Here is a 14,611-nt window from a genome sequence, read left to right as displayed (position 1 = left end):
ATATAGACATGAACTTTACAATTAAAAAAGATAAAATTTACAGTTATGTGTTTTTAACGTTAGCGCTAATTTGTGCTTTTTGGGTTATAAGCCTATACGAGCTATATTTTTCTAAAACAGCAGGAATAGTAATTTCTAACTTAGGAAGTGCTGCGCTATATAAATTAATAAATGATTTTTGGACAGGACTAATTATTGGCATAATATTCTTTCCAATATTTTATGCCATTCAGCTATTTTCAAAAAAAGCAGCATTTGTAGCTGTTAACTTGATATTTCTTTTACTAATAATATTACAATTCTCATTAGTAAAATACAGTTTAACCACGCTTATTAATTTAGGAGCAGATATTTTAGGGTACTCTTATGATGATGTTACTAGTACAGTGTCAGCTTCCGAGTCTATGTCTTTAACATATTTGTTGCCATTTATACTGTTCCCATTGTTGTTTTTTGCAACATTTTTAGTAATCAATAAATATGCAAACAATAGAAAAGTATTAGGCGTTTTATTATTTTTTGTATTGTTATTTGGTAGTTTAAAGTTGGTTTTTTCAGAAACATCTTCAGAATTATATCAAAATAAAACAGCGTTTTTAACCAAGGATATTGTTAAGTTTCAAAAAGAGAAAAATAAAATAAGTGCCCTAAATCTATTCGATAGAGAAGATTACCCGTTATTAAAACCATTTAATGAAACAGAAGATGTTTTATCAACATTTATTGAAAGTGGCGAAGAAAAACCTAATGTGGTAGTAATAGTTGTTGAAGGTTTAGGTGCTGAGTTTGTTGCAGACAATCAATATAGTGGCTTCACACCTTATTTAGATTCTCTTATTTCTAAATCATTGTATTGGGATAATTTTGTAAGCACCACAGGAAGATCTTTTGGAATTTTACCATCCTTGTTTGGTTCTTTACCTTTTGGAGAAACTGGATTTTTAGAATTAACCGATGTGCCTTCACATTTATCGTTAATAAGTGTGTTAAAACATAATGGTTACCAAACTTCTTATTATTCAGGAGGACCATCTAGTTTCGATAGAAAAGTAAATTTCCTTGAGTACAATGGGGTTCATAATTTAATTGACGAAAGTAAATATGGCTCAGATTTCGTTAAAACAAAAAGCAACGATGGAGGGTTTTCTTGGGGTTATCCTGATAGTGAAATCTTTAGAAAAGCAATATCATCTATTGATGTAGAGAAGCAACCTAGATTAGATATAATTATGACATTATCTAATCATGAACCATTTGAATTTCCAAATAAAGAAGCCTATATATCGAGAGTTGATGAAATGTTAAAAACATCAGTGAAATCTAGTAACTACAAAGAAAGGGTTTCAAATCATAAAGATATTTTTGGGTGTTTACTTTATACTGACGAGAGTATTAAAACATTTATGGAAGCATACTCAAAAAGACCAGATTATAATAATACTATTTTTATAATCACAGGAGACCATAGGTTAATTCCAATTACTCAAAAAGATAAGCTTTGCAGGTTTCATGTGCCCTTTTTTATTTATAGCCCAATGCTTAAAAAATCAGAAAAATTTAAATCTATTTCATCACATTGGGATGTTGCCCCAAGTGTATTAAGCTATTTGTCGAACAACCATAAATTAAAACCACTTGAAGCTACTCCTTGGATTGGTAAAGGCTTGGATACTGCTAAGCATTTTAGGAACACTAAAAATATTCCGTTAATGAGGTATAAAGGCAGTCTAAATGACATGATTTATAAAGATTATTTATATGCAAATGGAGAGTTGTTTAAAATAAAAGAAAATTTTGGCACCTATAAAGTTAAAGAAGATGAGGTAGAGTCAGTCATTAAAGACTCGTTGATGGCGTTTAAAAAAATGAATGCTTACGTCACCCAAAGAAATAAAATTTTCCCAGACTCATTAAATATTTATGTCACTCCAAAAATTAAGTTTACAAAACAACAACTAGCGGTTATTGAAAAACACTCAAAAGATAAAACCTTTGACGAGCTATTGTTTATAGCAAGAGATAAGGCTTTTAATAAAGACTATAAAACAGCTCGAATACTTTGCGATTATATTTTAAATGAATTCCCAAATTATACAGATGCAATCATTTTAAAAGGACGAACACTAGCTTGGGAAGGTGTTTACGAGGAATCTGAAAAAGTACTGTTAAATGCCATACAACGATCGCCATATTATGACGATGCATATTTGGCAATTTTAGATTTGTATTGGTGGTCTGGTCAGGATGATAAGTCAAAAATAATATTTCAACAATCAATTAAAAATGATGTGCTAAACCCAGACATAAGCTTTAAAATGGCAAAAGCATACCAACGATTAGAAAAAGTGGAGCAAGCCAATGTAGTTATTGATAGTATTCTTAAGGTTCACCCTGATGTTGAAGAATATAAAACCTTTAAAGCAAGTCTAAAATAAAGCAATCCAAAAACATGAAAAAGACAATTTTTTTATTACTGTTTTCTTTAACACTTTGCGGATTTGCTCAGGAAAAAGAATTTAAAGGCGATCCAGATAGAGTTTTTAAAGTAGCTAGAGACATGGCTTTTAATAATCAAAGAGCTCAAGCTCAAGATTCATTACTGCTAATATTAACAAAGTACCCTGATTATCATGACATACGTTCGTTTTTGGCTAGTACCTATTCTTGGGATGGAGCTTATGATAAAGCTAGAAAAGAGTTTTCATATGTTTTGGAAAAATCCCCTCAACGATTAACCACATGGGAAGCAGCTATAAAAAACGAGTTGTGGAGCGAATCGCCTTTTAAAGCTCTGGAAATGTCTAAAAAGGCATTAAAGCAGTTTCCTAACAATCCAGATATTTTATATTTAAAAGCAAGCGCCGAAGATGCTTCAGGCAATAAGCAGGAAGCATTAAAAACAATTAATAACAGTCTTTTATTACATCCAAATCATGAAAAAACGCTTGCTTATAAAACAAGTTTAATTAGCGATTTAAGCCTAAACACTATTGGTTTAAAAAGTTCTGTCGATTTGTATTCTCAAGTTTTTGATCCAATGCAGTATTACCTCTTAAAGTATGTAAGGCAAACAAAATTTGGTAGCATTCACGGAAAATTAAATGTTAGTCATCGTTTTGCATCTACTGGAGCACAGTTTGAAGTAGATGCGTACCCAAGAATACTTCCTGGATTGTATGCGTATCTTAACTTTGGTGTATCTAATTCATTTTTATATCCTGATATTCGTTATGGTGCCGAATTGCACAAATCCTTGCCATTAAGTCTAGAAGCTTCCTTAGGATTTAGAGCTTTAAAATATAGTTCAACAACAACCATTTATACAGGTTCGGTTGGCTGGTATTCTGGCAATAGTTATTGGTCGTTTAGAGCCTATGTAACACCAGGAGAACCAAAAGCAAGTAAATCGGGAACCCTTACGTATAGAAAATATAGAAGTGATGCAAACAATTATTTAAGTATAGCTGCTGGTATGGGGTTTTCACCTGATATTTATAGATTTAATTTTGAAGGCAACGAGGATGAAATCATTAATCTTAAGTCTCAAAAATTTAATGTAGGCTATTATTTTACCTCAAGTAATAATAAAAATTCTTGGGGAGTTCAGGCTGGTGTTTCACATCAAGAAATAAGTTTTGATCCTGGTAATTATTTTTGGATTTATTCTTTTGGAATATCTTGGGATTTCAGGTTTCGTTAATATCTTCGCCGTAAATAGATTTTTCACTCATAAATGAAAAAAAAATTAAAAACATCTATAGCTTTTGCTAAAAACATTTTAGTTACTGGTGCTATAACTGAAACTAGTAGAAAAGTAGAAATTGAAATATGTAAACAACTACCTAAAGAAGAAGGTAAAATTATTGTTGAATTTGGAATAGGACATGGTAATATAACTCAAGAAATTTTAAATACCATTTCACTTTCGTCAAAGCTCTATGCCTTTGAAGTAAATAAGAAATTTTGTGATTATGTAAGAGAACATATTTCGGATGATAGATTAATTATTATTAATGATGGCGCCGAAAACATTAATCAGTATTTAAACAAGGATATAGATGGTGTTGTATCGTCAATTCCTTTTTCGTTTTTTAGTAAAGAAAAAAGCAATAATATTATTAAAAGTACTCATAAACTTATGAGGCAAAACACTTTCTTTAGTCAAGTGCTTTTAACAAAATTTAATTTTAAAAAGTTTCATGAAGTTTTCGAAAAGTATCATGTTGTGTCTCTTAAAGGAGGAGTAACCGAACATGTTATACATTGTGAAAAGCTTAATAAAGCTAACTAACCTTAATTAGTTTAATTATGGCGTTATCTAATATCTACTATATGGAGTCATTGTTTATATTTACCTTATAAAATATTATTAATTGCAGGTAGATAGCAAACGTTATAACGATTTAAAAGCAAATTTTTCTGGAGAGCTTTATTTTGATGAGCTTCATCGTACTATTTATGCAACCGATGCTTCGGCTTATAGAATGTTACCTGAAGCAGTAGCGTTACCAAAAACTGTTAAGGATATTAAGTTGTTAATCCGCTTTGCAAAAAACAACAAAACAACGCTTATTCCAAGAACAGCAGGAACATCTTTAGCAGGACAGTGTGTTGGTAAAGGCATGGTTGTAGATGTTTCTAAATACTTCAATAAAATACTTGAGTTTAATAAAGAAGAAAAAACTATAACAATTCAACCTGGAGTTATTCGTGACGAATTAAATGAATTTTTAAAACCTCACGGATTATTTTTTGGGCCTAACACCTCTACAAGTAATCGATGTATGATAGGTGGTATGGTTGGAAATAATTCATCTGGAACCACCTCCATTCAATATGGAGTTACTAGAGATAAAGTATTAACTCTTAATACTATTTTAAGTGATGGCTCTGAAGTTGAATTTGGCTCACTTTTAAAAAAAGAATTTGAACAAAAAATATCTCAAGATGATTTAGAAGGTAGCATTTATAAAACCCTTCTTAAGGAGCTTTCAAATAAACATGTTCAAAAAGAAATAGCTAAGAGGTTCCCAAAACCTAACATTCATCGTAGAAATACAGGATATGCACTAGATGCTTTAATTGATTCGGAGATTTTTAGTGATTCTAATAACCACATAAACATTGCGAAGTTATTATGTGGAAGCGAAGGAACGCTTGCTTTTACTACAGAAATAACCTTAAAGTTAGATGCACTTCCTCCTGAAAACAGTGTGTTAATTGCAGCGCATTTTACAAGTGTGAATGAGAGTTTACAAGCAGTGGTTCATGCTATGAAACATAATTTATACATGTGTGAGCTTATGGACAAAACCATTTTAGACTGTACTAAAAATAATCGTGAGCAACTTAAAAATAGATTTTTTATCGAAGACGATCCTGAAGCTATTTTAATGTTAGAAGTAAGACATGACGATTTAAAAATAGCAAAACAACTTGCTGAAAATGTCATTGCTGTTTTAAAAGAACATAATTTGGGGTATGCTTACCCAATGTTGTTTAACGAGGATGTTAATAAAGCTATTAGCTTACGAAAAGCTGGTTTAGGATTGCTTGGAAACATAGCAGGAGATAAAAAAGCAGTGCCTTGTATTGAGGATACAGCAGTAGAAGTAGATGACCTTCCAGATTATATTGAAGAATTTACAGCGATGATGGATAAGTTTGGCCAAAAAGCAGTGTATTATGCACATGCTGGTGCTGGCGAATTGCACTTACGTCCAATACTGAATCTTAAAAAAGCAGAAGATGTACAACTATTTAGACAAATCACTTACGAAACAGCACTTCTAGTAAAAAAGAATGGAGGATCATTTAGTGGCGAACATGGAGACGGTATTGTAAGAGCAGAATTTATTCCAATAATGATTGGAGAAAAAAATTATCAGTTGATAAAAAAAGTCAAATTTACTTTCGATCCTGATAATATCTTTAATCAAGGTAAGATTGTAAATCCGTTTCCAATGGATAAAAACTTGAGGTATGAAACAGATAGAATTGAACCAGACATTGAAACTATAACGGATTTTTCGGATAGCCAAGGCATTCTTCGTGCTGCCGAAAAATGCAATGGTTCAGGCGATTGTAGAAAACCTGCCTTTGCTGGAGGTACTATGTGTCCGAGTTATAGAGCCACTAAAAACGAAAAAGATACTACTAGAGCACGTGCTAATGCGTTGCGAGACGTATTAACTACTTCAAAGAAAACTAATAAATTTGATAGTGAAGCGCTTAAGCAGGTTTTCGATTTATGTTTAAGTTGTAAAGCTTGTGCAAGTGAATGCCCAAGTAATGTAGATGTGTCAGCTTTAAAGGCAGAGTTTCAATATCAATATTATAAAGCGCATGGTATTCCGTTTAGAACCAAACTATTTGCGTCTAGTAACAAATGGAATAAGTTAGGAAGTAAGTTTCCAGCAATTACAAATGCCTTATTAAATACTTCAATTGTTAAAAAAATAATAGGAGTTGCTGTACAAAGAAGTATTCCTAAGTTACATAGAACAACTTTTTTTAACAGGTATAAAAAGAATAAGCAACGGTTTGAGATAGAGCAAAACAAAAACGGAGAACTCTATTTATTTATTGATGAGTTTACAAATTTTTATGATGTTGAGGTAGGTATTGATGCCATTAGCCTATTAACGAACCTTGGTTATAAAGTTCACATTATTAATCACGAAGAAAGCGGGAGAAGTTATATATCGAAAGGTATTTTAGATAAAGCAAAAGCCATAGCAAATAAAAACATTACTATTTTTAAGGATGTTATTGATAAGGAAGTGCCTCTTGTTGGTATTGAGCCTTCAGCCATACTCACATTTAGAGATGAATATTTGCGATTAGCTGATGATAAAAAGTCTGCACTAAATATTTCAAAACATACATTTACAATTGAAGAGTTTATTGATAATCAAATTACGCAAGGAAAAATATCATCGCAAAGGTTTCATGATAAAGCAATAACTATTAAAATACACGCGCACTGTCATCAAAAGGCATTGAGTAACAGCTCACATACGTTTAATATGTTATCGCTTCCTAAAAACTACGTCGTTACTATTATAAATAGTGGTTGTTGTGGTATGGCAGGATCGTTTGGTTACGAAAAGGAACATTACGACCTAAGCATGCAAATAGGAGAAGAATCACTATTTAAAAAGCTCAGAAATCTAAATAAAGACTTAACTATTGTGGCTTCAGGGACAAGTTGTAGACATCAAATAAAAGACGGAATAGATAAAGAGTCAAAGCATCCAGTATCTATTTTAAAAGAAGCATTACTTTAATTATTAAATAAAAGCCATATCTTAGCAATGCAATTTTTAACAGGTAAACTCATTTTATTTGTAGGAAAATTATCTTTTTAATGTATTTCATCGAATATATCAAACACTTAATCGGTATTTTTAATTCTTCCATCTATCCAATACTATATTTACGTCTCTTAAAAGCCCCAAACAATTCCCTCATGCTTTTTAAGAAAATTTAATTAATCCTTTTTTACAATTATTTAATTGTAACCCTCAAAAATTATTTGTTAAACACTGTTTGTGTTTAGTTATTATTGGTCCATTGTGCTCCCTCACAAACTATAACTATTAGTACATTAAAAATGTAAAATAATAATAGATATAATAATAACCCCAAAACGAATAACTATGAAATCCCTAAAAATTACATTATTAGTAGCAGCAGTATTTTGCTTAACTATTTCAGGAACAAGTAAACAAACAGAAACAGAACTAAACTTTTCAGAATCTCAAGTAGCTTCTTATAAAGAAGTTAAAAAGGATACAAAACTTATTGCATCTGTTGGAAAAAAGGATGGAATTAAACCAGGTCAAGAGCAACTGTAAAGATTGCTAATTTATAATAAAAAAGTCCATTATAATTAATATATAATGGGCTTTTTCTTTTTATGTATATACCTTTTTAATTCACCTAAAGTTATTATTTTTAGCTTAAATTTGAATATATTGAAAATCTAAGGTTTGAAAAACTGTTTTTTTGTAATGCTATCTTTTATAAGTGTATGTCTCTCAGCGCAATCTAAAGAGCCTCAAGTACAACTAGATAGTATTTTAAATTTGAGGAAGTTATCTAATGATAGGGAACTTAGCCCTGATGAAAGAATTACACTGGCTAATTTGGCAGTTCAACAGTCTAAAGAACTAGCGATAGATACAACACTCTTAAAAAGCAGCTGGAATTTATCTCGCTTATACTTATATTTTGATTTGAATGATGAGTTTGGTAAAATCAATAAATCAAATCTCATTTTGGCAAAAAAACTTCAAGACACCACCTATATAGCATATACCTATCAAAATCTAGGCTACTATTATAAAACCCAAACACAAAACGATAGTGCTTATTACTACTACTATAATGCAGTAAAAGTTTATGATAGAATGGGAGATATTCGCAATAGAGCTGAGACATTGTTTACAATGGCTAATATTCAAGAAACGGAACGGGACTATATAGGCTCTGAAAAGAATGCTATAAGCGCTTTAAAGCTTATTAGGGAATTAAAGGCTAGTCAGAGAAATCTAGAAACGACATATCATTTATTAAATTTACTTGCTGTCATATCTGTGAAACTGGAGAATTATGATCAGGCTATTAATTACCAAACTCAAGCACTAAAAGTTAGCGAAGATATTAAGGAGAACCTATGGTATTTGGTCAATAGCAGGAATAACATAGGGTATTCCTTATTGCAAAAAGGAAAATATAATGAAGCACTTAATATTTTTAATGAGATTTCAAAAAACAAAGCGTTTATTGAGTTAGACCCTTCTATTTATGTCATAGCAAAAGGCAATGAAGCATTAGCAAAATTAAAATTAAACCCAAATAATAAAGAAGAGGCTGAACAAATTTTTAAAGAAGCATATAAAATAACAGATAGTTTGAACGACCCTTATGGACTTTTAGGTATTGGTAATGATATGGCGGAATTTTATTTAGAGAATAACAATAAAGAGTCAGCAGAATTTTACACAAAAAAGACATTAGATGTTGCTAGAGAATTAAACTCAACAGAAGAGATATTAAGGTCTTTAAAATTACTTTCTTTTACAGAAGAAGGAGAAAAAGGAAAAGCGTATTTATATGAGCATATAAAGCTTAATGATAGTCTTTTAAATAATGAAAGAGCTATTCGAGACAAATTTGCCCGAATTGAATACGAAACAGATATATTAGAAGAAGAAAAAGAACAATTATCTAAGGAACGACAATTGTTTCTAATTATTTCTGTTGGACTCCTTATTAGTTTAACGCTGTTATATTTTGTTATCACACAAAGAGCAAAAAACCGTAAGTTAGAATTTATTCAAAAGCAACAAGAGGCTAATGAAGAAATTTATAATTTAATGTTAGCACAACAAGATAAAATTGAAGAAGGACGAACCCATGAGAAAAAACGAATATCCGAAGAACTTCACGATGGTATTTTAGGAAAACTATTTGGAACAAGGTTAAGCTTAGATAGCTTAAACCTAGTGCAAACTGAAGAAGCTGCCAAAAGTAGAAGTCAATATATAGAACAACTTAAAACCATAGAAACCGAAATTAGAAAAATATCTCACGATTTAAATTCCGATTTTGTTGCAGATTCAAGATTTATAGATATTATAAAAGCATTAGTAGAAACCCAAACTACAGCATATAATATTAGTTATAAATTTACAAATGACGATAGTATTGATTGGGAGGAAATGCCTAACAAAACTAAAATTCACATTTATAGAATGTTACAGGAAACCATGCAAAATATTTACAAACATGCTAATGCAAGTCTTGTAAAAATTAGTTTCCAATTAAAAAATAACGTAATTTTATGTACTATAGAAGATGATGGTTCTGGCTTTAATGTCAATAAAGCAAGAAAAGGAATAGGATTAAAAAACATTGACTCTAGAATTAGGGATATAGGAGGTAAAGTCGAAGTATATTCTAAAATTGATGTTGGAACCATTATTAAAATATTTATTCCTGTCTAATAGCTATTATGGAACAACATTTAAAAATACTTATGGTCGATGATCATCCAATGATTATAGAAGGATATCAAATGACCTTAGTAGCTACAAAAAAACCACACCAACATTTAGATATTGACATAGCACACGATTGCGACATGGCTTTTGAATTAATAAAAAAAGCATCAAGCAGTCTAGATAGTTTATATGATGTATGTTTTTTTGATATTAGCTTACCAGCTTCAAAAGATGGATTGATTACTTCTGGAGAAGATCTTGCAAAAATAGCTAGAGAATATTTGCCAGATGCTAAAGTTGTTATCTTAACCATGTTTAATGAATCATTTAGAATATTAAATATCATTAAAGAAATAAACCCAGAAGGCTTATTAATTAAAAGCGACTTAACATCAAGTGAGTTAGCCGAAGCTTTTCAGCATATATTAACAAATCCACCATATTACAGTAGTACTGTAAATACATTTTTAAAAACTACTATTACAAGCGATATCTATTTAGATGAAACCAATCGTAAAATACTTCACTTACTATCAAAAGGTGTAAAAACAAAATCACTTAAGGAACATATTGATTTGTCAATGAGTGCTATTGAAAAACGAAAAAAACACCTAAAACTATTATTTGATGTTGAAGATGGAAATGATGAAACACTCCTAAAAGAAGCAAGACATAAAGGGTTCTTGTAAGAAAAATATATACTTCCTCATAACTTAAATGTTAAATTTTCACTTTTGTGATTTTTTAAAATCTCTCATTTAGATATGAATTATACATAAACTACGGTTTTCCCGTAATAAGTTTACGGTTTTACCACAACAAAAATTGCAAGCTTACATTTATATTTGAAAAAGACAACGAAGAAAATTAATTATCCCTCTAATTTATTTGTTGAATTAATAGCAATTGACACGCCACATGACCAACAAAAGTTGGTCATGCGGTTTTTTTATTTAAAACAAAGCGCTTTTGTATTCCCAGACCTTCATAAAGTATAGCCCTAAATAAATAATTGCAAAAATAAATTTTAAAAAGGTTGAGGTTAAAAACCCAAGAAAAGAGCCAAATGCAGCTTTTAATGCAACATCTTTATCGTTTTTATTAATGAGCTCGCCAATTAAAGCACCAATAAAAGCACCTATAATAATCCCAAAAGGAATAGGGGAAAACAACCCAACTAGAAGTCCAATGGTTGTGCCAATCATACCATATTTACTGCCTCCAAATCTTTTGGTTCCCATGGCAGGAATAACATAATCTAATACCCAAATAAATATCGCAACAGCTAACCAAATGCCTAGAAATGTCCAATTCATTGGAATGGTATCGGTTAGATGTAAAATTAATAATCCAAACCAGCTGGTTAATGGCCCAGGCAACACAGGTAAAAAACTACCAATAATACCCAAAAACATAAATAATGCGGCTACAAAAACTAAAAATATATCCATTTAATACGTGTGATTAATACTGATTGTTTGACGAAGTTACACCCTAAATGTTACATTTTTTAACTAAGAAATTAGTTCAAACTAAAAATTTAGTTATATTTGTTTTATTGTTCAACTAAAAACTTAGTTTAAAATTATCAATTCATGAAACAGTTAACAAAAGCCGAAGAAGATATTATGCAAGTGCTATGGCAATTAAAAAAGGCTAATGTAAAAGCCATTATAGAAGTGCTTCCAGAACCCAAACCTGCTTATAATACAGTATCAACAATTGTTAGAATTCTTGAAAGTAAAGGCTTTGTTGATTATGAGAAGAAAGGCAAAGGACATATATACTTTCCTCTAGTGCAGCAGCAGGATTACAGCAATCAATCTCTAAATAAATTGGTAGATAATTACTTTCAAGGGTCATTTAAAAGTATGGTGTCGTTTTTTGTAAAAAAGAACGATATTAATTTAAACGAGTTGGAATCGGTATTGAAGGAAATCAATAAAAAGGAATAGTTATGGTACAATATATTATTCAAATTATAGCATTTCAGGTGTTCTTTTTATTGGTCTATGATGTGTTTTTAAAAAAGGAAACCTTTTTTAACTGGAACAGGTTTTATTTAATCGGCACCTCTATATTGTCCTTAATCTTACCATTTATTAAAGTAACGGCTTTTAAAGAAATTGTACCTAAAGATTATGTGGTTGCCTTGCCAGAAGTGTTTATAGGAAACAAAGCGATTAATAATACAACCGTAGTATTGCCAGAAGTTGAAATTACCGAACAAGCTGTTTCTTGGGATTTAGAAACTATATTTTACTTAGGAGTTATGTTGGCTTGCTTGTTGTTTCTTTTTAAAATCACACACATTTTTATACTTATTTACAAAAACCCAAAGCGTTGGAAGGGTAATGTATTGTTAGTGGAATTAATAAACAGCACCTCGGCATTTTCTTTTTTTCATTATGTGTTTTTAGGAGCCAATCTAAAAAAAGAAGAACAAAAAGTCATTATAAAACATGAGCTGGTGCATGTAACGCAAAAACACACTTTAGATTTATTGTTCTTCGAGCTACAACGCATACTATTTTGGTTTAACCCATTGGTATATATGTACCAAGCACGAATTCGCTCTTTGCATGAATTTATAGCAGACCAAGAAGCTTTGAAAACACAAAACAAATCAGACTATTATCAAAATTTATTAACACAGGTTTTTGAAACGCAAAATGTGTCATTTATCAATGCATTTTTTAAAAAATCATTAATTAAAAAACGAATCATGATGTTATCTAAATCAAAATCAAAACAAATACTAAAGCTTAAATATGCGTTGCTGATTCCAGTGGTGTTAGGAATGTTAATGTATAGTTCATCTTATGCACAAGACAACAAAATTCCTAGTGAAACAAGTCAGAAAATATCTCAGAAAAAGCTAAAAGAGAAATTTTATAAAGAATTATTAAAGAAAGAAAAGGAAGGTGTATCGCTTAAACAAATTGCTGATGAGTATTTACCTGATTATAATAAGTATAGGCTTTCAGAAGAAGAATATTATAAGTTTATGGCTTATCAGAAATATATTGATGAAAACCCAAAAAGATTACCATCAGACGTAGTAGAAGGATTAACAGAAAAAATTCATAGTGGATTTGGAATAATTAAAGGAGACTACGATGATTATTTAGCTTATAAAAAAACTGAAATAGCCAAAAAAGAATGGGAAGATAACGCTGCACCTTCGACTCTAAGAATAGTCGTTGATGATTTTAGCAATTTAACAACAGCTAAACAAAAAGAGTATGATGAAAAAATGGCATTAATTAAGAATAACAACTATTATAAAAAACTAATTATCGAGAGTAAGAATATGACAGCTTCCTTTAGCAAGGATAATAATAAACCTAGACAACAAGAATTAGTAATGATTGATGAAGTGGAAATACCATATGCTGTGATAGAACAACCACCAATGTTTGAAGATTGCGAAACTCTATCCGCAGATGAAAGAAGAAAATGTACTTCTAACGCTATCACAAATCATGTACAACAAAATTTCAACATAGATTTAGCTAAAGAATTAGGTTTGTCAGGAAGACAAATGATAAGGGTCATGTTCAAAATTAATCAGGAAGGCGATATTGTAAGTGTAATGGCAAGAGCAGCACATCCAAAATTAGAAGAAGAAGCTAAACGAGTGATTAAAAGCCTGCCAAAAATGATTCCTGGAAAGCAAAAAGGCAAAACAGTGGTAGTGCCTTATTCCTTACCTATTATTTTTGAAGTAGCCGACAAAACAGACGACAAACCTACTAATGGCAATAAAGTCAAACAGGAAGAGGCCAAGTTAAGAATGCTAAATGAGATTGAAATACCTTATGCTGTTATAGAACAACCACCAATGTTTGAAGATTGCAAAACTCTATCCGCCGATGAAAGAAGAAAATGTACTTCGGATGCCATTACAAAGCATGTTATAAAAAACTTTAATTCAGATTTAGCTAAAGACTTAGGATTGTTAGGAAGACAAATGATAAGGGTCATGTTCAAAATTAATACAGAAGGTAATATTGAAGATGTTAAAGCAAGAGCACCACACTCAAGATTAGAAGAAGAAGCTAAACGAGTGATTAAAAGCCTGCCAAAAATGATTCCTGGAAAGCAAAAAGGCAAAACAGTGGTAGTGCCTTATTCATTACCAATTATTTTTCAAGTAAATAGAGAAGTAATAGAATCTAATAAAAACAAAAATGAAGTAAAAAACCAACAAAACCATAAAGAAGTTCCTTTTGCAGTCATTGATGAAATGCCTATATATCCTGGTTGTAAATCAAAAACCTCTAGGGAAGAATTAAGAAAATGTACAACCGAGGGTATTTCAAACTTTATTTTAAACGAGTTTGGTAAAAACTTACCTAAAGATCTTGATTTATTACCAAGACAAAAAGTGCCTACCATGTTTAAAATTAGTAAAACAGGAGATATCACAAATATTAGAGCCAGAGCTAAGCACCCAGAATTGGAAAAAGAAGCCATTAGAGTTATAAAATTACTGCCAAAAATGACACCCGGAAAGCACAATGGTGAAACCGTAATTGTACCATATTCTGTACCAATAATTTATGAGTTAGAGAAAAAGAAAAATTAGTTGGTTATAC

10 protein-coding genes are annotated in these 14,611 nt (G+C 30.8%); 9 read left to right on the top strand and 1 reads right to left on the bottom strand.

Translation table 11 applies throughout. From position 1 onward, the window contains the following. The first annotated feature begins 8 nt into the window (after positions 1-8). From E5167_RS01260 to E5167_RS01230, 7 genes are all read left to right on the top strand, one after another. Positions 9-2,435 (top strand): LTA synthase family protein, encoded by a 2,427-nt coding sequence (locus E5167_RS01260; protein WP_136840219.1) that lies wholly within the window; start codon positions 9-11, stop codon positions 2,433-2,435. 14 nt (positions 2,436-2,449) lie between these two features. Beyond that, positions 2,450-3,700, top strand: a complete 1,251-nt coding sequence (locus E5167_RS01255; RefSeq protein WP_136840217.1) for a YaiO family outer membrane beta-barrel protein — start codon at positions 2,450-2,452, stop codon at positions 3,698-3,700. A gap of 33 nt (positions 3,701-3,733) precedes the next feature. Then, positions 3,734-4,291 (top strand): class I SAM-dependent methyltransferase, encoded by a 558-nt coding sequence (locus tag E5167_RS01250; protein ID WP_136840215.1) that lies wholly within the window; start codon positions 3,734-3,736, stop codon positions 4,289-4,291. An 82-nt stretch (positions 4,292-4,373) separates the two neighbouring features. Beyond that, positions 4,374-7,289: an FAD-binding and (Fe-S)-binding domain-containing protein gene (locus E5167_RS01245; RefSeq protein WP_239021918.1), complete on the top strand. Its 2,916-nt coding sequence runs from the start codon at positions 4,374-4,376 to the stop codon at positions 7,287-7,289. A gap of 372 nt (positions 7,290-7,661) precedes the next feature. Continuing rightward, positions 7,662-7,859: a hypothetical protein gene (locus E5167_RS01240; RefSeq protein WP_136840213.1), complete on the top strand. Its 198-nt coding sequence runs from the start codon at positions 7,662-7,664 to the stop codon at positions 7,857-7,859. A gap of 135 nt (positions 7,860-7,994) precedes the next feature. Then, positions 7,995-10,013, top strand: coding sequence for a tetratricopeptide repeat-containing sensor histidine kinase (locus E5167_RS01235; RefSeq protein ID WP_239021917.1), 2,019 nt, complete (start codon positions 7,995-7,997; stop codon positions 10,011-10,013). Between the two features lie 8 nt (positions 10,014-10,021). Beyond that, the gene (locus E5167_RS01230) at positions 10,022-10,699 is read left to right on the top strand and encodes a response regulator (RefSeq protein ID WP_136840209.1); all 678 of its coding nucleotides are present in this window, start codon (positions 10,022-10,024) and stop codon (positions 10,697-10,699) included. A gap of 264 nt (positions 10,700-10,963) precedes the next feature. On the opposite strand, the gene E5167_RS01225 is transcribed toward E5167_RS01230, so the two are convergent. Continuing rightward, positions 10,964-11,461 carry a DUF456 domain-containing protein gene (locus tag E5167_RS01225; RefSeq protein ID WP_136840207.1) on the bottom strand — a complete coding sequence of 166 codons (498 nt, stop codon included), beginning with the start codon at positions 11,459-11,461 and terminating at the stop codon, positions 10,964-10,966. A 144-nt stretch (positions 11,462-11,605) separates the two neighbouring features. Here E5167_RS01225 and E5167_RS01220 point away from each other — a divergent pair, with 144 nt between their 5' ends. After that, positions 11,606-11,965: a BlaI/MecI/CopY family transcriptional regulator gene (locus tag E5167_RS01220; protein WP_136840205.1), complete on the top strand. Its 360-nt coding sequence runs from the start codon at positions 11,606-11,608 to the stop codon at positions 11,963-11,965. 2 nt (positions 11,966-11,967) lie between these two features. Continuing rightward, the gene (locus tag E5167_RS01215) at positions 11,968-14,601 is read left to right on the top strand and encodes an energy transducer TonB (protein ID WP_136840203.1); all 2,634 of its coding nucleotides are present in this window, start codon (positions 11,968-11,970) and stop codon (positions 14,599-14,601) included. Positions 14,602-14,611 lie beyond the last annotated feature (10 nt).

Source organism: Pontimicrobium aquaticum (assembly GCF_005047595.1).
GTDB classification, from domain to species: Bacteria; Bacteroidota; Bacteroidia; order Flavobacteriales; family Flavobacteriaceae; genus Pontimicrobium; species Pontimicrobium aquaticum.
Note: the sequence above shows the minus strand (reverse complement) of the source record. Positions and strands in the feature narration are given on the sequence as shown.